Origin of the sequence: Massilia sp., assembly GCF_046293535.1 — a bacterium.
Lineage (GTDB): Bacteria > Pseudomonadota > Gammaproteobacteria > Burkholderiales > Burkholderiaceae_D > Telluria.
Genome location: NZ_JBKBOV010000034.1, coordinates 40,207 through 58,722, shown reverse-complemented (window position 1 = coordinate 58,722; position 18,516 = coordinate 40,207). Strand labels below are relative to the sequence as shown.

14 protein-coding genes are annotated in these 18,516 nt (G+C 69.2%); 5 read left to right on the top strand and 9 right to left on the bottom strand.

Annotation, left to right across the window (positions count from 1 at the left end):
• A partial coding sequence (locus tag ACK4S9_RS17085) for a pectate lyase (protein WP_409727980.1) occupies nucleotides 1-508 on the top strand: 508 nt, incomplete at its 5' end.
• A 51-nt stretch (nucleotides 509-559) separates the two neighbouring features.
• On the opposite strand, the gene ACK4S9_RS17080 is transcribed toward ACK4S9_RS17085, so the two are convergent.
• Complete coding sequence (locus ACK4S9_RS17080) at nucleotides 560-1,027, bottom strand: Lrp/AsnC family transcriptional regulator (RefSeq protein WP_409727977.1); 468 nt, start codon at nucleotides 1,025-1,027, stop codon at nucleotides 560-562.
• A 144-nt stretch (nucleotides 1,028-1,171) separates the two neighbouring features.
• On the opposite strand from ACK4S9_RS17080, the gene ACK4S9_RS17075 reads away from it, so the two are divergent.
• A complete protein-coding gene (locus ACK4S9_RS17075) occupies nucleotides 1,172-4,726 on the top strand; it encodes an indolepyruvate ferredoxin oxidoreductase family protein (RefSeq protein WP_409727983.1) in 3,555 nt (1,184 codons plus the stop codon).
• A 165-nt stretch (nucleotides 4,727-4,891) separates the two neighbouring features.
• Nucleotides 4,892-5,143 (top strand): hypothetical protein, encoded by a 252-nt coding sequence (locus ACK4S9_RS17070; protein WP_409727974.1) that lies wholly within the window; start codon nucleotides 4,892-4,894, stop codon nucleotides 5,141-5,143.
• Nucleotide 5,144: 1 nt separating this feature from the next.
• Here ACK4S9_RS17070 and ACK4S9_RS17065 read toward each other — a convergent pair whose 3' ends face one another.
• The 6 genes from ACK4S9_RS17065 to ACK4S9_RS17040 all read right to left on the bottom strand — a co-directional run bounded on the left by ACK4S9_RS17065 (nucleotide 5,145) and on the right by ACK4S9_RS17040 (nucleotide 12,766).
• On the bottom strand, nucleotides 5,145-6,044 hold the full coding sequence (locus ACK4S9_RS17065; RefSeq protein ID WP_409727972.1) for an alpha/beta fold hydrolase: 900 nt from the start codon (nucleotides 6,042-6,044) through the stop codon (nucleotides 5,145-5,147).
• Between the two features lie 105 nt (nucleotides 6,045-6,149).
• Nucleotides 6,150-6,755: a redoxin domain-containing protein gene (locus ACK4S9_RS17060; protein WP_409727969.1), complete on the bottom strand. Its 606-nt coding sequence runs from the start codon at nucleotides 6,753-6,755 to the stop codon at nucleotides 6,150-6,152.
• A 56-nt stretch (nucleotides 6,756-6,811) separates the two neighbouring features.
• The gene (locus ACK4S9_RS17055) at nucleotides 6,812-8,935 is read right to left on the bottom strand and encodes a protein-disulfide reductase DsbD family protein (RefSeq protein ID WP_409727967.1); all 2,124 of its coding nucleotides are present in this window, start codon (nucleotides 8,933-8,935) and stop codon (nucleotides 6,812-6,814) included.
• Nucleotides 8,936-9,156: 221 nt separating this feature from the next.
• Complete coding sequence (locus tag ACK4S9_RS17050; RefSeq protein WP_409727964.1) at nucleotides 9,157-11,154, bottom strand: LTA synthase family protein; 1,998 nt, start codon at nucleotides 11,152-11,154, stop codon at nucleotides 9,157-9,159.
• Nucleotides 11,155-11,411: 257 nt separating this feature from the next.
• Nucleotides 11,412-11,756, bottom strand: coding sequence for a four-helix bundle copper-binding protein (locus ACK4S9_RS17045; RefSeq protein ID WP_409727962.1), 345 nt, complete (start codon nucleotides 11,754-11,756; stop codon nucleotides 11,412-11,414).
• A 209-nt stretch (nucleotides 11,757-11,965) separates the two neighbouring features.
• Nucleotides 11,966-12,766, bottom strand: coding sequence for an AraC family transcriptional regulator (locus ACK4S9_RS17040; RefSeq protein WP_409727959.1), 801 nt, complete (start codon nucleotides 12,764-12,766; stop codon nucleotides 11,966-11,968).
• A gap of 87 nt (nucleotides 12,767-12,853) precedes the next feature.
• Here ACK4S9_RS17040 and ACK4S9_RS17035 point away from each other — a divergent pair, with 87 nt between their 5' ends.
• Nucleotides 12,854-14,074, top strand: a complete 1,221-nt coding sequence (locus ACK4S9_RS17035; protein ID WP_409727957.1) for an MFS transporter — start codon at nucleotides 12,854-12,856, stop codon at nucleotides 14,072-14,074.
• On the opposite strand, the gene ACK4S9_RS17030 is transcribed toward ACK4S9_RS17035, so the two are convergent.
• Nucleotides 14,071-14,457 carry a hypothetical protein gene (locus ACK4S9_RS17030; RefSeq protein WP_409727954.1) on the bottom strand — a complete coding sequence of 129 codons (387 nt, stop codon included), beginning with the start codon at nucleotides 14,455-14,457 and terminating at the stop codon, nucleotides 14,071-14,073. The two genes, ACK4S9_RS17035 and ACK4S9_RS17030, sit on opposite strands and share 4 nt — an antisense overlap.
• 27 nt (nucleotides 14,458-14,484) lie before the next feature.
• Nucleotides 14,485-14,814, bottom strand: coding sequence for a hypothetical protein (locus ACK4S9_RS17025; RefSeq protein ID WP_409727952.1), 330 nt, complete (start codon nucleotides 14,812-14,814; stop codon nucleotides 14,485-14,487).
• Between the two features lie 218 nt (nucleotides 14,815-15,032).
• Between ACK4S9_RS17025 and ACK4S9_RS17020 the strand changes: the two genes are divergently transcribed.
• Complete coding sequence (locus ACK4S9_RS17020) at nucleotides 15,033-18,479, top strand: PAS domain S-box protein (protein ID WP_409727949.1); 3,447 nt, start codon at nucleotides 15,033-15,035, stop codon at nucleotides 18,477-18,479.
• Nucleotides 18,480-18,516: the final 37 nt, after the last annotated feature.

Genomic DNA, 18,516 nt, shown 5'->3' with positions numbered 1-18,516 from the left:
CGCGCGCGGCGTCGCGCTGTTGGTCGCGGCGCAGCAGGGCGCCGGCGCGCAGCGCAGCGGCTGGGGCCAGCAACACGACGCCCTGAGCCTGGCCCTGGCCGGCGCGCGCAACTTCGAGCCGGCCGCGCTGGCCAGCGGCGAGAGCGCCAACGTGCTCCTGCTCCTGATGGGCCTGCCCGACCCCTCGCCGGAGGTGCGGCAGGCGGTGCACGCCGGCGTGGCCTGGCTGCGCGCCGCGGCCCTGCGCGACCTCGCCTGGCAGGCCACGACGCCCGAGGCCGGACGCCGCCTCGTGCCCGCGCCCGGCGCCGGGGAGATCTGGGCGCGCTACTACGATGCGTACAGCCTCAAGCCGGTGTTCGGCGACCGCGACCGCAGCATCCGCGACGACGTGAACGCGCTGTCGGTCGAACGCCGCAATGGCTACGCCTGGTTCGTGACCGGCCCGGCCAGGGCCATCGAGCGCTATGCGAACTGGTCCCAGCGCTATCCGGCGGGGCAGCCATGAAGACCGGCCGCCGCCATCCGTGCCCAGGCCCCGCGCCTTCGCGCGCGTGATCTACAGCGGCAGGGCCGTCTCGTACTTCACTTCGCGCAGCGCCACGCTGGTGTTCAGCTGCGACACCCCCGGCAGCTTGAGCAGCACGTTGTGCAGCAGGTCGTGGTAGGCGTCCATGTCGGCGACCAGCACCTTGACGATGTAGTCGGAGGTGCCCGTCATTTCATAGCACTCCATGACTTCGCGGCAGGCCCGCATCTGCGCCTCGAAGGCTTCGACCACGCCGGCTTCGTGGCGCGTGAGGGATACGTGCAGCATGCACACCAGCCCGAGGTCGAGCTTGCGGCGCTCGAGCAGGGCGGCGTAGCGGCGGATGTAGCCGTTCTCTTCGAGTTCCTTCTGGCGCCGCCAGCAGGGCGAGGCCGACATGCCGACCCGTTCGGCCAGTTCGTTGACGGACAGGCGGGCGTCCTGCTGCAGTTCGCGCAGGATGCGCATTGACGCAGCGTCAAGGTTTGATTTTTCCATTGGAGGCATAAACAAGAAATATTTTGCCTATTCTGCAGCAAAAGCCGGTAAGTTAGAAAAGTTATTTCCTGTGCTTTGACTATCATCGTCACCAAGAACAGGCCCCGCAGGGGCTGGCGACATGGAGACGAACAGATGGGATCGATGCACGAGGAAGTCGGCAGCGCAGCGCAGGACAAGGAATCGGCCTTGCTTGACCCTGGCTACCGGCTGGACGACAACCTGAAACGCGAGCAGGGCCGCGTCTTCCTGACCGGCACCCAGGCCCTGATCCGGCTGCCGCTCATGCAGAAGGCCCTCGACGAACGCGCCGGCCTGAACACCGGTGGTTTCATTTCCGGCTACCGCGGCTCGCCCTTGGGCGCGGTCGACCAGGAAGCCTGGCGCGCCTCGAAGATCCTGCAGCAGAACGCCATCGAGTTCCTCCCCGCCATCAACGAGGAACTCGGCGCGACCGCCGTGCTGGGCTCGCAGCAGGTCGGGGGCGACCCGAACCGCACCGTGGATGGCGTGTTCGCCATGTGGTACGGCAAGGGGCCGGGCGTGGACCGGGCCGGCGACGCGCTCAAGCACGGCAACGCCTACGGCTCCTCGAAGCTGGGCGGGGTGCTGGTGGTGGCCGGGGACGACCACGGCTGCGTGTCCTCGTCGATGCCGCACCAGAGCGAGCACGCCTTCATGGCCTGGGGCATGCCGGTCCTGAACCCGGCGAACATCGAGGAATACCTGGAGTTCGGCCTGTACGGCTGGGCGCTGTCGCGTTTTTCGGGCGCCTGGGTCGGCTTCAAGGCGATCTCGGAAACCGTCGAAGGCGGCGCGGTCGTCGAACTGCCGGCGCCTCCCAGCTTCAAGACGCCCGACAACTACGTGCCGCCTGCGGACGGCCTGCATTACCGCTGGCCCGACCTGCCCAGCCTGGCGATCGAACAACGCGTGGCCGACAAGCTGCAAGCCGTCCACGCGTTTGCGGCCGTGAACTCGATCGACAAGCTGGTGGTGGCCGCCCCGAACGCGAAGCTGGGCATCATCGCGGCCGGCAAGGCCTACCTCGACCTGCTGGAAGCCCTGGCACGCCTGGGCCTGGGCCTCGACCGGCTCGACGAGCTCGGCGTGCGCCTGTACAAGCCGGGCCTGACTTTCCCGCTGGAGCGCAGCCGCCTGCATGATTTTGCCCACGGCCTGCAGGAAGTGCTGGTGGTCGAAGAGAAGGGCGACGTCATCGAAGGCCAGCTGAAAAGCCTGCTGTACAACCTGGCGCCCGAGCAGCGCCCGCAGGTGCTCGGCAAGCTTGATGTCGCGGGCCAGCCGCTGCTGTCGCACCTGGGCGAGCTGCGTCCCTCGCGCATCGCGCCGGCGCTGGTGCGCTGGCTGGGGCCGAAGCTGCCCGCGCTGCGCCTCGAGGAATCCCTGCCGCAGTTCTGCCGCGCCGAGGTGCTGTCCAACGGGGCCGACGCGATCAAGCGCACGCCTTACTTCTGCTCCGGCTGCCCGCACAATACCTCGACCCGGGTGCCGGAAGGCAGCCGCGCCCTGGCCGGCATCGGCTGCCACTTCATGGCCAGCTGGATGAAGCGCGATACCTTCACGCTGACCCAGATGGGCGGCGAGGGCGTGCCCTGGGTCGCGGCCTCGCGCTTCTCGCGCGAAAAGCACGTGTTCCAGAACCTGGGCGACGGCACCTATTACCATTCGGGCTCGCTGGCGATCCGCCAGGCGGTGGCGGCGCGCGCCAACATCACCTACAAGATCCTGTACAACGACGCGGTGGCCATGACCGGCGGCCAGCCGGTGGACGGCAAGCTGAGCGTCCCGCAGATCCTGCAGCAGGTGCTCAGCGAAGGCGCGGTGCAAGCGGTGGTGGTCACCGACCAGCCGGAGAACTACCAGGGCGTGAGCCTGCCGGCCGGGGTGGCAGTGCACCACCGCGGCGAACTCGACGCCATCCAGCGCCGCCTGCGCGATACGCCCGGGGTCACGGTGCTGGTCTACGACCAGACCTGCGCCGCCGAAAAGCGCCGCCGCCGCAAGAAGAACAAGCCGGACAACATCGTTTTCCCGGATCCGCCGCGCCGCATGGTGATCAACCCGGCGGTGTGCGAGGGCTGCGGCGACTGCGGCGTGCAGTCGAACTGCCTGTCGATCCTGCCGCTCGAGACCCCGCTGGGGCGCAAGCGGAAAATCGACCAGGCTTCCTGCAACAAGGATTATTCCTGCGCCGAGGGTTTCTGCCCGAGCTTCGTGTCCGTCATCGGCGGCCAGCTCAAGAAGCCGGCCGCCGCCGCGCTCGAACTGCGCCAGCTCGAAAGCATGCTGGCGGCCTATCCGCTGCCGCCCGGCTACGCGTTCGACAAGCCCTTCGAGATGCTGGTGGCGGGCGTGGGCGGCACCGGCGTCGTCACGGTCGGCGCCCTGATCACGATGGCGGCCCACCTCGAGGGCAAGGGCGCCTCGACCCTGGACTTCATGGGCTTCGCCCAAAAGGGCGGGGCGGTGATGTCGCACGTGCGGCTGGCGCCTTCGCCGCAACTGCTGCACCAGGTGCGCATCGACCTGCAGCAGGCCGACGCCCTGCTGGCCTGCGACCTGGTGGTGGCCGCGATGCCCGACGCCCTGGCGGTGATGCGGCGCGGCCATACCCGCGTGGTCGCCAACGAGAACGAGACCCCGACGGCCGAATTCACGCGCGATCCGGATGCCGACATCCGCAAGGACGAGCTGCTCGCCAAGATCCAGGATTCCGGCGGTCCCGTGCTGCGCCTGAACGCCCAGCAGGTCGCCAGCAGCGTGCTGGGCGACCCGATCGGCGCCAACATCCTGATGATGGGCGCGGCCTGGCAGCTGGGACTGGTGCCGGTGAGCCTGGAGGCGCTCATGCGCGCCATCGAACTGAACGGCGTGGCCGTCGAGATGAACAAGAAGGCCTTCATGCTGGGCCGCCTGGTGGCCGCCGACGACAAGGCCGCCGCACGCCTGGCCCAGCCGGCCAAGGTGGTGCAGTTCACGCCCCCGAGCTCGCTCGAGGAGGTGGTGTCCTTCCGTGCCGACTGGCTGACGCGGTACCAGGACGCCGCCTACGCCCAGCAGTACCGCGCCGCCGTGGCGAAAGTGGAAGCGCGCGAAGTCGAGATCGAGGGCCCGTCGTCGAAGCGCGCGCTGGCCAAGGCGGTCGCCCGTTCGCTGTTCAAGGTGATGGCCTACAAGGACGAGTACGAAGTGGCGCGCCTGCACACGCAGACCGGCTTCCTCGAAGGCTTGAAGGAGCAGTTCGAGGGCGACTTCCGGGTCGAGTACCACCTGGCGCCGCCGCTGCTGGCGCGCAAGAAGCCCGGCAGCGAGGTGCCGGCCAAGATGCGCTTCGGTCCGTGGATGCGCTCGGCCTTCCGGATGCTGGCGCCGCTGAAGGTCTTGCGCGGCACCGCCCTCGACGTCTTCGGCTACACCCACGAGCGCCGCGCCGAGCGCCGGCTGCGCAGCGACTACCTGGCCCTGGTCGACATGCTGGCCACGGAGCTCACCCTGGAAAACCGCGCGGCCGCGCTCAAGCTGGCCCGGGTGGCCGAGTCGATCCGCGGCTATGGCCACGTGAAGGCGGCCAGCATGGAGCGCGCCAGGGCGGAAACCGCAAGCCTGCTGCAGGAGTTCAAGGAGCCGGCGAAGGGGACGATGAAGGAGCTTGCGCTGGTGCGCATGCAGCCTTGAAACGGCGCAAGCCGGCGCGGGCCAGTCGGGCGGAGGATGATGCTGCCCGGCAACTCCCGCTATCGCTTATAATGCACTGCAACATACATCGCCGGCGCATGCCGGCGATTTGCATTTCCGGCAGCGTTTTTTCATTTTTATCATTGCTAACCTGCGAACACGATCATGGGCCATGACATCAAGACTCTCAAGGAGGCCATCGCGCTGATGCGGCGCGTCTGGCGCGAAGCATCCGGTTTTTTCCTCAGCATCGAGCTCTGGCTCATGGTACTGGCGGCGGCGGGCACGGTCGGCGGCGCCTGGCTGGCAATGCTGGGCGATGCATGGAGCCTGCCCATCCTGGCATTCGGGTTCGGCTACATCCCCGCGCGTCTGGTCCTGCACCTGAAGCGCATCCTGGCCTGGCCCTACATCTGATTCAAGGCGCGGCCAGGAAGGCCTTCACCTCGTCCCGGAAGCGCTGCGGCTGGTCCCACATGATGAAGTGGGCGCTGTCCGGAATGCGCTTCAGGGTCAGTTTCCGCACCGGCGCATACGCGCTCCGATAGGCGAAGTCGAACTGCTCCGCCGGGATCGGCACGCTCCTGGGCTGCACGTACAGGACGGTCACCGGCTTGGTGATGTTGCCCAGTTCCGGAATCAGGTTGGTCACGATCAGCTCGCGGTAGGCGCGGCTGCTGACGTCGAGGTCGCTGGCGGCGGAATCCGACACGGCCCCGGCGCGCATGGCTTCGGTGTTGACCATGCCGGCGATGGTATCGCTGGTATTCCTGGCGCGCTGCTCGGGGCTGGCGCTGCGGATGCCGGCCATCATCGCGTTCGCCACCGCCTCGACCTGCTCGGGCGCCGCCCCCGGACCGGCAAAGAAGCTGCCGAGGTAAGGATACATGTCGACCACCATCAGGCGCGACAGCGCATCCGGATGGCGCGCCGCCAGCATCATGCCCATGGTGCCGCCCAGCGAATGGCCGATCACGGCCGGCTGCTTCAGGCCCGCCTCCTTGATGTAGCGGGCGATCTCCTCGGCCACCGGCGCCGCCACCTTGCCTTCAGTGTTGCCGCCCGCCGGCTGGCCGGCGAAGCCCGCGACCTGCACCAGGTGGTAGCGGTAGCCGGGCAGCGCCGCCACGGTCGACGCCCAGGCGCGCGGCGAGGAATTCAAGCCCGGGATCAGGACGACGTCCGGGCCGGCGCCCTCGGTGCGCACCGTGATGCGGCTCGATTCGAAGGGGGCCGCCAGCGCGCCGGACAGCGGCAGGAAGGCGGCGAAGGCCGCCGCGGCCAGCAGGCTGCGGCGTGGAAGCGTGGTGCGTCTCATGGGGATTCCCTTGTCGATGTGATTATGGGAATCATCATAGCAGCGCCGCCACGCGTGGCGGGCTGGCTGCGGCACATTATTCGAAGCGCATGAAGCAGCCGTGCATCAGCCGTATTTCACCGAGCAGCCGTAGGGCTTGGTGACCGCCTGGCTCAGCGGCTTGCCGGCCAGGGATTCGTCGATCGCCTGCACCATGTAGTTGGTGGAGCTCTTGATGTCGGCCGGATTGGCGCTCGGCTTGCTGTCGATCGCGCCGGCATACACCAGCTTGCCGCTCGGGTCGACCAGGTACATGTGCGGCGTGGTGCGCGCGCCGTAGGCCTTGCCGATGGCGCCGCCCAGGTCCATGATGGTGGCCGCGGGCATGGCCTTCTTGGCCTTGACCCAGTCGCTGATGGCGGCGGACTTGCCGGCGCGGTCGCCGTCGGCGCTGGTGCTCACCGACAGCCAGACCACGCCCTTGTCGGCGGCATATTTCTGCACGCTGGGCATGTTGCCGCTGTCGTAGTGCTTCTTGACGAAGGGGCATTCCGGGTTGACCCATTCCAGCACCACGTACTTGCCCTTGTACTGGTCGAGCGAAACCGGCTTGCCGGCGGTGTCGACGCCCTTGAAGGCCGGCGCCGGCTGGCCGACGACGGCTTCGGCGAGGGCGCTGCCGCTAAGCAGCAGGCCGGCGGCGAGCAGCGAGAATGCGATGGTGCGCTTCATGAAATCCTCCTGGTGGTTGGTCTGGTGGGACTGCTTGAACTGTTTGAATCCTCCGGTCATGGCGCGGCGAGGGCCTGCCTGACTTCCTCCACGCTCGGCAGTTCCGACAACAGCGTGGGCTGCTGCGCGCCCTGGCGGTAGAGCGCATACACCGGCACGCCGCTGCGTCCGAGTTCCTTCAGTGCCTGCGTGATCGTCTCGTCGCGCCGGGTCCAGTCGGCGCGCATCAGCACCACGCCCCTGGCCCGGAAGTCTTCCATCAGTCCCGGGTCGGCCAGGGTAGTGCGCTTGTTGTACTGGCAGGTCACGCACCAGGCCGCGGTGAAGTCGACGAACACCGGGCGTCCTTCCTGGCGCGCCTGGGCCAGCGCCTGCGGCGACCAGGCCTGCCAGCCGGCCGATTGCGCGGAAGCGGCGAGGTCGGACTGGCCGGCGTGGAGGGCCGGCCAGGCCCAGGCCGCGGCGCCGGCGAACGCCAGGGCTGCGGCGCCCATGCCGGCAACGCGCCCCGCGCCGCTGCGCGCCGGGATGCCCAGTACCCAGAGGCCGAAAGCGGCGGCCACGATCAGGCCGAGGCTTGCCGCGACCGCGTCGGCGCCGGCCTGCTGCCCGAGCACCCACAGCAGCCAGACCACGGTGGCGAACATCGGGAAGGCCATGAAGGTCTTGAAGCGGGCCATCCACGGGCCCGGGCGCGGCAGCACGCGCGCCAGGCCGGGGAACAGGCTGGCGGCGAGATAGGGCGCGGCCATGCCGGCGCCCAGCGCGGCGAACACCGACAGGGCCTGCGGCGCGGGCTGGGACAGGGCGGCGCCCAGTGCGGCCCCCATGAAGGGCGCGGTGCAGGGCGAGGCCACGGCCACCGCCAGCACGCCGGTGAGGAAGTCGTCCAGCACCGGGTTGCGCGCCCGCGCATTCAGCACCCGGCTCGGGAGCATGTGACTGAACTCGACCAGGCCGGCCAGGTTGAAGCCGATCAGCGTGAACAGGCCGGCCAGCGCGGCGACGAACAAGGGCGACTGCAGCTGGAAACCCCAGCCCAGCCCTTCGCCGCCGGCGCGCAGCGCCAGCAGCAGCGCGGCCAGCAGCAGGAAGGAAGTGATGACGCCAAGGGTGTAGGCCAAGCCCCCCGCCACGATGCGCTTGCGCTCGCCACCATGCTGGGCGAAGCCGAGCACCTTCAGCGACAGCACCGGAAACACGCAGGGCATCAGGTTCAGGAGCGCGCCGCCGAGGAAGGCAAAGCCCAGCACCGTCAGCCAGGGGCGGCCGGACCCGGATCCGGGCTCGGCCGCCGCCACGGGCGCCGATGCAACGGCGGCGGTGGCCGCACCGGCTTGCGGCGATGGTCCGGAAATCGCGAACCCGATCCGGATGCCGGGCGAACGGTGGCCGGCCGTGATCACCGCGTCCATCGACGCCGGGCTGTCGCTGCGCTGCGTCGACAAGGGCGCGCGCAGCACCAGCTGCTCGCCTTTCCACTCCTGCGCCAGGGGCGCCGGGTGGTCGATCACGCCGCCGTTGGCGGGGAAGAATTGCAAGGGCTGGCCGCGCCAGGCGGGCGGCAGGCCGGAAGCCTCGATCACCAGCGCATCGTTCTCGAGGCGGGCGCTCGCCTTCAGCCCGGGCACGGCCAGCGGGGCGTCATCAAAAGCTTTCTGGAATAACGCGGCATGCGTCGAGACGGGACCGGGCGTGAGCGTGGTGTCCAGTTCGGCGAACTCGGGAATGCACACCTCTTCGCAGATGAGGAAATCGGCGCGCAGCCGCACCGCCACCGGGCCGCCGCGGTAGTCGGGCGGCACCGTCAGGCGCACCGGCAGCAGCAGGTCGCCGTCGTAGCCGTAGTTCATCAGGGGACCGAGCGGCAGCTGCTTCGGGGTCGGCCAGGCGATCTCGCCGGCGGCGAATCCGGCCGGCAGGGTCCAGGCCGCGGTGGTGGGCAGGCCCGAGTCGCCCGGGTTGAACCAGTAGGTATGCCAGCGCGGCTGGTGCTCGATGCGCAGGCCCAGCCAGACGTCAAGGCCCGGCTTGATGCCGCCTGGCGCGTGCACCAGCAGGCTGGCGCGCGCATGGCCGGTCTCGCTCGATGCGGCCGCCTGCGCCCAGGCCGCATGCAAGGCGAGCAGCACGGCCAGCAGGGTGGCCGGGAAGTATCGCAGGATGGCGTGAGCCCGCATCTCAGCGTCCATCGGCGCGGGCGGGCGAATGCGGGTGCGTGCAGGCGATCAAGGCTGGCGTTCTGGCGTCCATCTTCGTATCCCGGGTTGGAAGAGCACTGCGGATTGGACCCGCGGCCGGGTGGCAAGGCCAGCGGGACGACCAATATTAGCAGGAACCCAAGCGCCAGAATCGGCCGGTGACGGGCGAGTTTGTTGCGGTTTTGTTTCCAGATGGGCGCTCAGGGCGCCAGCCGGTAACGCCGCTCGCGATAGAGCAGGGACGGCAGCATCACGTGCGCCATCGCCCGGTCGACCTGGGCCTGGCTCGGCTTGCCGGCGTAGGGGTCGAGCACGCCGCTGGCGGCATCGTAGCGGCCCAGCAGGGGCGGCTTGCCGGGGCGCAGGATGGTGGCCGAGGAGCCCTCCAGCCAGGTGAACAGCTTGTCGAACTGGATCAGGGCGCGGCCCGGCGAGCCGCTGTCGCGCACGAAGTCGCGTCCGATCATCGGGTGGGTGCTGGATACGCCCAACAGCGACAGCAGGGTCGGCGCCAGGTCGACCTGGCTGGCAATGGCGGCAATCCGCTTCGGCTGGACGTCGGCGCCCAGGATCAGTCCCGGAATATGGAATTTCTTGATCGGCACCAGGGCGTTGCCGTATACCCGGTTGTCGTGGTCGGCCACGATCAGGAACACGGTGTCCTTCCAGTAGTCCTGCTTCTTCGCTTCGCGGATGAACTCGCCGAGGGCATGGTCGGCGTATTTCACGGCATTGTTGACGGTCTGCTTGTTCGGCTCGTGCAGCGCGATCTTCCCGTCGGGGAACTCGAAAGGCTCATGGTTGGACGAGGTGAAGATCAGGCTGAAGAAGGGCTTGTTCGCCGCATGCAGGGTCTTGAGGCGCTCGAGCGACTTGTCGAACAGGTCTTCGTCCGAGGCTCCCCAGCTGCCGACGAAGGAAGGCCGCATCTCGCCGATGTCGACGATCTTCTGGAAGCCGTTGCCGGTGAGGAAGCTGCGCATATTGTCGAAGTGCGCCTCGCCGCCGTACACGAATTCGGTGTGGTAGCCCTGCTGGCCGAGGCCTGCGGCCAGCGTGTAGAAGTTCTGCTGGGCCAGCGACAGCTTGACCACGCTGCGCGCCGGTGTCGGCGCGTAGCCGGCCACCACCGCTTCGATGCCGCGCACCGAACGGGTGCCGGTGGCGTAGAGCTGCTCGAACCACCAGCCTTCGTGCTTGAGTTTTTCAAGCTCGGGCGTCACCGGCAGGCCGCCCAGCGATTGCACGAAGGTGGCGCCCAGGCTCTCCTCCAGCACGATGACCAGGTTCAGCGGGCGCGCCCGCACGATGGCTGCGGGCTGGTGGTGCAGGGTCGGCAGCTGCGGGGCGTCGAAACGCGCCCCGGCGAGCCAGGGCGCCGCGCGCACCTGCTCGAGCACCTTGGCGCGCGGCATGTCGCCGTAGATCTCGGACGACGTCGCCTCCTTGCGCATCGCGCCGATGGCGTCGAACACCGACCAGGCCGAGTTGATGATCAGGGAATTGACCATCGAGTCGCCGGTCAGGGCGAACAGGGCGGGATTGGCCGGACGGTGCCCGGTGGTCGAGCGCACCTGCACGAAGACGGCCAGGCACAACAAGGGCCAGAGCAGGAGCAGCTTGCGCGAGGGCCACATGCTCATGTCGTTCGAGGCGCGCTGGAGCAGCCGGTACAGGAGCACGGCCAGGAACAGGGTCAGCCCCACGCCCAGCAGCAGGGCGGTGCGAAAGCCGTGCCACAGGGTGGCGAACACTTCGCGCGGGTAGGCCAGGTATTCGATGAACAGGCGGTTCGGGCGGACGTCGTACTGCATGATGAACTGTGGCGAGGACAGTTCCATGAACACGATGAAGACCAGGGCGAAGGTGGCCCAGGCCACGGTGGCCGTGCGCCACAGATGGGCCGAGAAGCGGTGTGCGAACAGGGGCGCCAGCAGCAGTGGAATCGCCAGGAAATAGCCTAGCAAGATCAGGTCGGCTCGGACGCCCTGCAGGAACAGCATGGCCGAGATGCCGCTCGCCTGCACCCGCTCCCACTGCCAGGCGGCCAGGGCGGCGCGCGACAGGCTCAGGATGACGAGGCCGAGGAGCAGCATCTGCAGCAGGCTGGCATACGGGCCGGCCCAGCGGGTGAAGCGCGCCAGCCGTGCCGACGGGCTGTTGTGTTGCAGGGTGATACGCGATGCTTCTGGAAACATGGAATTGCGCTGCGACGCCTGGTTGACGTGGAACACACATCGCCAGGCGATGCCCCCGCGGGTAGCGCCGCCTGGTGGACGGCGCTACCCTGTATGTATAAATATGCTCAGATCATAGACGATGCTACGCGGCAATGGTTCAGTCCGGCGTTACCGGGACGTTAAGATTGCCTTAACTGATGCGTACATACGACAGGGGGCTGACCCGCCCCTGGGAAGCGAGGCGGGCCAGCCATGGCAGCGCGCTCTGCCGGAGATCAGATGTGGCGTTCGCGCGCGTGCTTGTCGCACTCGGCGGCGCAGCGCTCGCACGCCGCCTGGCATTCGGCGCAGTGCCGGTGCATGGAGGCGTGCTTGGCGCATTCGGCCGCGCAGGCACGGCAGATGTGGGCGCACAGGGCGCAGAAGTCGCCATGGTGGGGCGAACCGCGCGACAGCACGTTGAGGGTGGCCACGCAGATGTCGGCGCAATCGAGGTTGATCAGCGCGCAGTCGTTCTGGCCTTCGCGGATATCGGCCGCGGCGCAGGCCTGGCAGGCGCGCATCGCCGCTTCGCAGGCCTCGATGCATGCCTGCACGTTTGCCATTTCGGATTCGCCCATGTTCGCCTCCTTGCTGCGTATGCTTGATGTGGATGGCGCCATCCTAGCGCAATGCCGGTCCGGCAAGCGTCCGATTCCCTGATGAAAGACGCGCGCTGCCGGCGCGTGTCCACTGGCGGCGATCGCCGCGGCGATCACGCTCGACGCCCACGAGAACGGCGGCACGGTACGCTATGCGCGGCCGATGGGACAGGGCCCACGCTTCGTCATCAGCTTCTGAGGCGCCGCTCGTCCGCGAAGTAGCTCGACGGCGTGCTGCCGAAGGTCTTCCTGAACATGGCGCTGAAGGCCGACTGGCTGGCGTAGCCGAGTTGCTGCGCCACCTGCCACAGCGGCATGCCGCGCGCGATCAGCGAGGCGCCATGGGCCAGGCGCGCCTGCTGGCGCCACTGGCCGAAGCTCATGCCCAGTTCGCGTTCGAACAGGCGCGCCAGCGTGCGTTCGGAGGCACCGGCCGCGCGCGCCCACCCGGCCAGGGTCTGCGTGTCGCCGGGGGCCGCCAGCAGGGCTTCGCACACGCCCTTCAGGCGCTTGTCGCGCGGCAGCGGCACCCGGATCGGGCGCGAGGGTGCGCGCGCCAGTTCGTCCAGGATCAGTTCCCCGAGCAGGGCGCCGCGGCGCGGATCGCGCGGCCGCTCGCCCACCTCGAGGGCGGCGATCAGTTCGCGCAGCAGGCTGCTTACCTCCACCACGCGGCAGGTCTCGCCGCGGAATGGGTCGCGCGAGGCGTGGATGCGCAAGGGACTCAGGCAGGCCGCTTCCAGGATCGTCACCTCGTGGACGACGTGCGGCGCGATCCAGATCGCGCGCTGGGGCGGCACGGTCCAGCTGCTGCCGTCCGCGCTCACCCGCAGCACGCCGTTGCGCGCATAGGTCAGCTGGCCCCACTCGTGGCTGTGGGCGCCGACCGACACGTCGGCGGGCAGGTCGCGGGCGGTCAGGCTGACCGGACGGTCGCCCGTCGGACCCGGGCCCGGGCTGGGTGGAAGCGTGGCGCGCGGCGCTGGCATGGCAGGTTCTCGATAAATGTTGACACGCCATCTTAAATCGGACGTGGCGAATGTGCTTACACTGGCTTTTTGGACCAGAGGGCTGCGATGAACAAGGACACCACCCTGAAGCGGGATGCGCGCGTGATCGGCCTGGTCGGCCTGGCGCACGGCACCTCGCACTTCTACCACCTGATCCTGGCGGCCCTGATCCCCTGGCTCAAGCCCGCCTTCGGCCTGAGCTACACCGAACTGGGCCTCCTGATGACGGTGTTCTTCGTGGTCTCGGGCGTCGGGCAGGCGCTGGCCGGCTTCGTGGTCGACCGCGTCGGCGCGCGCGCCGTGCTGTTCTCCGGCATGGCCATGCTGGGCGTGTCGGCGCTGGTGCTGTCGAACGCGGACAGCTATGCCGGCCTGGCGCTCGGCGCGCTGCTGGCGGGCAGCGGCAATGCGATCTTCCACCCGGCCGATTACACGCTGCTGAACCAGCGCGTCTCGCGCGAGCGCCTGGCCCACGGCTTCTCGGTGCACGGCATCAGCGGCAACATCGGCTGGGCCGCGTCGCCGATCTTCCTGACCTCGATCGCGGCCAGCCAGGGCTGGCGCGCCGCGCTGCTGTGGGCGGCGCTGCTGCCGATGGCGGTGCTGGCCCTGCTGTTGCTGAACCGGCATGCGCTGTACCCGGATCCGCTCAAGCGCGGCGCCGGGGCCGCCCAGGGCGGCACGCTCGCCTTCCTGAAGCTGCGCGCGGTCTGGCTGTGCTTCGGCTTCTTCCTGCTGACGGCGGTGGCGCTGGGCGCAATCCAGAGCTTCGCGGCGATCAGCCTGGAGTCGCTGTACGGCATCTCGCATGCGCTCGCCACCAGCTCCTACACCGCCTACATGCTGGCCTCGGCGCTGGGCATGGTGGCCGGCGGTTTCCTGGGCGCGCATGCCAAGCGGCATGACCGCACCGTGGCGGCGGCCTTCGCGGTGGCGGCGCTGCTGGCGCTGGTGCTGGCGGCGGGCGCCGGCCCGTCCTGGATGGCCTTGCCGCTGATGGGCCTGATCGGCCTGTGCTCGGGCGTGGCCGGACCTTCGCGCGACCTGATGATCCGCGCCGCCGCGCCAAAAGGAGCAACGGGACGGGTGTACGGCGTGGTGTATTCGGGCCTGGACAGCGGCCTGGCGGTCGGCCCGCTGCTGTTCGGGCTGGTGATGGATGCGGGTCGGCCGGGATGGGTGTTCGCCGGCGTCGCGCTGTTCCAGGCGCTGGCGATCGCCACCGCGGTCGGGGTCGGCGGCGATACCCGGGCGCGCCAGGGCGGCGCCGCCGGTCAGGCAGCCTAGGCCGGTCCGAGCCGCGCGGCCGCCGGCCTTTGCTGCGGCGGCTCCAGCGCCGGCTGCGATGCTTCCGCCAGCAGTGCGCCGGCGTCGCGCATGATCGAGAGCATGGTCCGCACGCAAGCCAGGGTCGGCACCCCGGTCTGGGCATCGGCCCCCTTGGCGTAGGCACGGGCGATGCGGGTTGCGACCGGCGCCCCGCCCGGCACCTGCTCGCGGTACAGGCGGATCAGGGTGACCACCGTTTCGTGCAGCACGTGCTGGGCGCCGCGCCCGATGTTGCGCCCGTTGCCGGCCTCGCGTACCGAGTCGGCGACGATCTGTTCGAGCTGGCGTTCGGCCCTGCCGATGAGCATGGCGACCTGGCCGGGAGTGTAGCTGATACGCATGCGTCTACCTCGTCTTCCGTGTTGAATTCATGCCGCCTCCTTGGCGGCGGAGCCCGCTCTCGGCATCACCCGCGAGGGCCGCACGCGCGGCGGCGGCGGCGGCGGGGCGAAGGGCCGGATCTGGGTCAGGGTGCCGGGGAAGGGCGCCACGGTGTCGTCGATGTGGCAGAGCTCGCCCCCGGCGCCCTCCAGGTACTGGGCAATCGCGATTCTGACAAGCGTGCGGTTGGTGAGTTCAGATGTCGGCCCGACTTTCCGGCTGTGATACACGAAGGTCGAGGTCACGCCGTCCGGTCCGGTGATCTCGACCTTCTTCGGCAGCGAAAAGCCGTAGCGTCCACTGGCCCAGAGCTTCACCAGGCACGCGCCGCTGGTTGGGGTAGAAAAGCTGAAGTTCATGCAACAATCCTAATCCCGGCCGCAGGTATGCACGATTCGAAATTGTTCCAAACCGTAACGAGCGAAATATTCGTTTCCTCGCGTTATGGATGAGCCGTCAAGGTTTCCGCAAGGCTAACAACGCGCTGCGCCGTCGGCTATACTATTCGGCAACCTCAATCCGATCCGACGATGCCATGCTGCCTGCCGATTGCGACAAGCCGATGTCCATGCCGGCAGCCTTCCTGTCCGGTGGGGGGGAAATGGGCGCGCTGATGCGCGCGCACGACTGGGCCGCGACCGGCCTGGGCGAACCGGCGGGCTGGCCGGGCGCGCTCAAGACCACGCTGCGCTTGCTGTTGAGCTCGCACCATCCGATGTTCATTTATTGGGGACCGGAGCTCATCCAGTTCTATAACGACGCCTACCGCGCCACGCTCGACGACGTGCGCCATCCGGCCGCCCTCGGCCAGCGCGGCCGCGTTTGCTGGAAAGAGGCCTGGCCGGTCATCGGTCCGCAGATCGAGCAGGTGATGGCCGGCGGCGGCGCTACCTGGAACGAGCGGCAGCGCGTGCCGCTGGTGCGCGGCGGGGTGCTGGTGGACGCCTGGTGGACCTACGGCTTCAGCCCGATCGAGGACGAGACCGGCGTGCGCGGCGTGCTGGTGATCTGCAACGACGTCACCGAGGAGCAGCGCAACCGCGCCGCGCTGCTGGAGCTGAACCGCAGGCTCGAGGACGAAGTCGCGCAGCGCACGCGCGCCCAGTCCGAACTGGCGGCGGCCAAGATGCGCAGCGACGTGGCGCTGGCGGTCTCCGAACACCAGCTGGCGCGCCAGCTGGACGACTGGCAGCGGCTGCATGCGATGAGCGAGCGCCTGCTCGAGGCGCGTACGCTTCCCGAACAGTTCGACATCGTGCTGCGAACGGTCACGCGCCTGCATGGCAGCCACCAGGGCGTCGTCTCGCTGCATGACGAGGCCGCGGGCGGCCTGGTGACCCAGGCCAGCCAGGGCATCGACGCCGCCGGCCTGGCCGCGCTGCGCTGCGTGCCGCTGGGCGCGGGCGCCTGCGGCACCGCATTCCGCGACAAGCGCCGGGTGGTCGTCGCCGACACCGAGGCCGACCCGCTGTACGCCGACTACCGCGGCTTCGCGCGCGAGCAGGGCATCCGTGCGCTGTACAGCACGCCCTTCTTCGACAGGGACGGCAACGCGATCGGCGTCGTCAGCATCTATTTCTGCGAACGACGGGTACCGGACGAGCGCGAGATGCGGCTCACCGACGTCTGCGCCCGCCACCTCGCCCCCATCGTCGAGCGCGAGCGCGCCCGCGCCCGCCTGCACCAGCTGGGGCGCGAATCGGAACAGCGGCGCCGCCTGTACGAGAGCTTCCTGTCGAATACGCCCGACCTGGCCTACGTGTTCGACCTGCAGCACCGCTTCACCTACGCCAACGAGGTCCTGCTGCGCATGTGGGGGCGCAGCTGGGAGGAATCGATCGGCAAGACCTGCCTGGAACTCGGCTACGAGCCCTGGCATGCGCAAATGCATGGCCGCGAGATCGAGCAGGTGAAAGCGACCCGGGCGCCGATCAAGGGCGTGGTGCCCTTCAGCGGCAGCTTCGGGCGCCGCATGTACGAATACATCTTCGTGCCGGTGTTCGGGCCCGACGGCGAGGTCGAGGCGGTGGCCGGCACCACCCGCGACATCACCGAGCGCCTGCAGGCCGAGGAAGCGATCCGCCAGAACGAGGAGCGCTTCCGCTCGCTGATCGTGGCCACCACCCAGATCGTGTGGCACTGCCGGCCCGACGGCGCGATGGAAGCCGATTCCCCGACCTGGCGCGCCTACACCGGGCAGAGCTTCGACGAGTGGAAGGGCTTCGGCTGGGTCGACGCCGTCTACCCGGACGACCGCGCCGCTTCGCTGGCGCACTGGCGCACCTGCGTCGCACGGCGCGTTCCCTACGAATGCGAGCAGCGCCTGCGCACGGCAAGCGGCCAGTACCGCTGGACGGTGGCGCGCGCGGTGCCGATCTTCGGCCAGGACGGGGCGATCCGCGAATGGGTGGGCACCACCACCGACATCCACGACCGCCGCCAGGTGGAGCTGGAGCGCCAGCGCTTCGTCACACTGGCCGAGCGCAGCGAAGACTTCATCGGCATGGCCGGGCTCGACCTGAAACCCTTCTTCCTGAATCCGGTCGCGGTGCGGATGGTCGGCGCGGCCTCGCCCGAGGAAGCGCTGGCAACGCCGATGATGGATTTCTTTTTCCCGGAAGACCGCGACTTCATCGCGGAGGTCTTCCTGCCGCGTGTCGCGCGCGACGGCCACAGCGAGACCGAGGTGCGGTTCCGCCACTTCCGCAGCGGCGCGGCGATCTGGATCATCTGCACCGTGTACGTGATCCGCGACCAGCACGGCGTGCCGGAAGGCTACGCCACGGTCAGCCGCGACATCACCGAGCGCAAGCTGGCCGTCGAACGCCTGCGCCAGGCCGCGGCGGACCTGCAGGAGGCCAACAATCGCAAGACCCGCTTCCTGGCCACCCTGGCGCACGAGCTGCGCAATCCGCTGGCGCCGCTGCGCACCGGCCTGGACCTGATGCAGCTGCCGGGCAGCAGCCCGCAGGCGCTGGCCCGGGCGCGCACGATGATGGACCGCCAACTGCGCCAGATGGTGCGCCTGATCGACGACCTGATGGACATCGCGCGCATCGACAGCGGCAAGATCGAGCTCAAGCGCGAGCGGGTCGCGCTGGGCCAGGTCGTCACCGTCGCCATCGAAGGCGTGCTGCCGATGATCAAGGCGGCCGGGCACCGGCTGGAGACCGATTTGCCGGTCGAGCCGCTGTGGCTGGATGCCGACCCGACCCGACTGGCGCAGGTCCTGACCAACCTGCTCGCCAACGCCTGCAAGTACACGCCGGCGGGCGGGGTGGTGACGCTATCGGCCCGGGCCGACGAAGCGGGGCTCGGTATCTCGGTGCGCGACACCGGCATGGGCATTCCCGGGGACGCGCTGGAAAGCGTGTTCGACATGTTCAGCCAGGTGTCGCAGAACGTCGGCCGCGCCCAGGGCGGCCTGGGGATCGGCCTGGCGCTGGTGCGCAGCCTGGTGCAGATGCATGGCGGCACGGTCAGTGCCCACAGCCCGGGCGTGGGGCAGGGCAGCACTTTCACGCTGCGCCTGCCGCTGGCGCCGCAGCCGGCCGTCGGCGCCGCAGCGCCCGGCGCCGGCCCGGGCGGCGGCTGCCCGGCGCCGGGCCTGCGCATCCTGGTCGCGGACGACAACGTCGATGCGGCGACCATGCTCGGCGCGATGCTCGATGCGCGCGGCCACCGGGTGAGCCTGGCGCATGACGGGTACGCGGCGCTGGGCCTGGCCAAGGAGGGCCGTTTCGACCTCTTGATCCTGGACATCGGCATGCCCGGCCTGTCGGGCTACGAACTGGCGCGCGAGATACGCAGGCTGCCGCACCTGGACGGCGCACTGCTGGCCGCGCATACCGGCTGGGGCGCGCAGCACGACCGCAGCGAAGCGCGGGCGGCCGGCTTCGACGCCCACCTCACCAAGCCGGCGGGGCTGGAAGAAATCGACGCGCTGCTCGGCCGGCTGGCCGTGGCGCCGGCGCGGGATTAGTGCCGCCCTGAAGCTCCTCCAGGACGGCCGGCCTGTT

Excerpts from the sequence above, each read along its gene's own strand:
- ACK4S9_RS17055 (WP_409727967.1), bottom strand. The coding sequence starts at position 8,935 with ATGCGGGCTCACGCCATCCTGCGATACTTCCCGGCCACCCTGCTGGCC.
- ACK4S9_RS17020 (WP_409727949.1), top strand. The coding sequence starts at position 15,033 with ATGCTGCCTGCCGATTGCGACAAGCCGATGTCCATGCCGGCAGCCTTC.
- ACK4S9_RS17075 (WP_409727983.1), top strand. The coding sequence starts at position 1,172 with ATGCACGAGGAAGTCGGCAGCGCAGCGCAGGACAAGGAATCGGCCTTG.
- ACK4S9_RS17030 (WP_409727954.1), bottom strand. The coding sequence starts at position 14,457 with ATGCGTATCAGCTACACTCCCGGCCAGGTCGCCATGCTCATCGGCAGG.
- ACK4S9_RS17060 (WP_409727969.1), bottom strand. The coding sequence starts at position 6,755 with ATGAAGCGCACCATCGCATTCTCGCTGCTCGCCGCCGGCCTGCTGCTT.
- ACK4S9_RS17040 (WP_409727959.1), bottom strand. The coding sequence starts at position 12,766 with ATGCCAGCGCCGCGCGCCACGCTTCCACCCAGCCCGGGCCCGGGTCCG.
- ACK4S9_RS17065 (WP_409727972.1), bottom strand. The coding sequence starts at position 6,044 with ATGAGACGCACCACGCTTCCACGCCGCAGCCTGCTGGCCGCGGCGGCC.
- ACK4S9_RS17045 (WP_409727962.1), bottom strand. The coding sequence starts at position 11,756 with ATGGGCGAATCCGAAATGGCAAACGTGCAGGCATGCATCGAGGCCTGC.
- ACK4S9_RS17070 (WP_409727974.1), top strand. The coding sequence starts at position 4,892 with ATGGGCCATGACATCAAGACTCTCAAGGAGGCCATCGCGCTGATGCGG.
- ACK4S9_RS17050 (WP_409727964.1), bottom strand. The coding sequence starts at position 11,154 with ATGTTTCCAGAAGCATCGCGTATCACCCTGCAACACAACAGCCCGTCG.
- ACK4S9_RS17035 (WP_409727957.1), top strand. The coding sequence starts at position 12,854 with ATGAACAAGGACACCACCCTGAAGCGGGATGCGCGCGTGATCGGCCTG.
- ACK4S9_RS17080 (WP_409727977.1), bottom strand. The coding sequence starts at position 1,027 with ATGGAAAAATCAAACCTTGACGCTGCGTCAATGCGCATCCTGCGCGAA.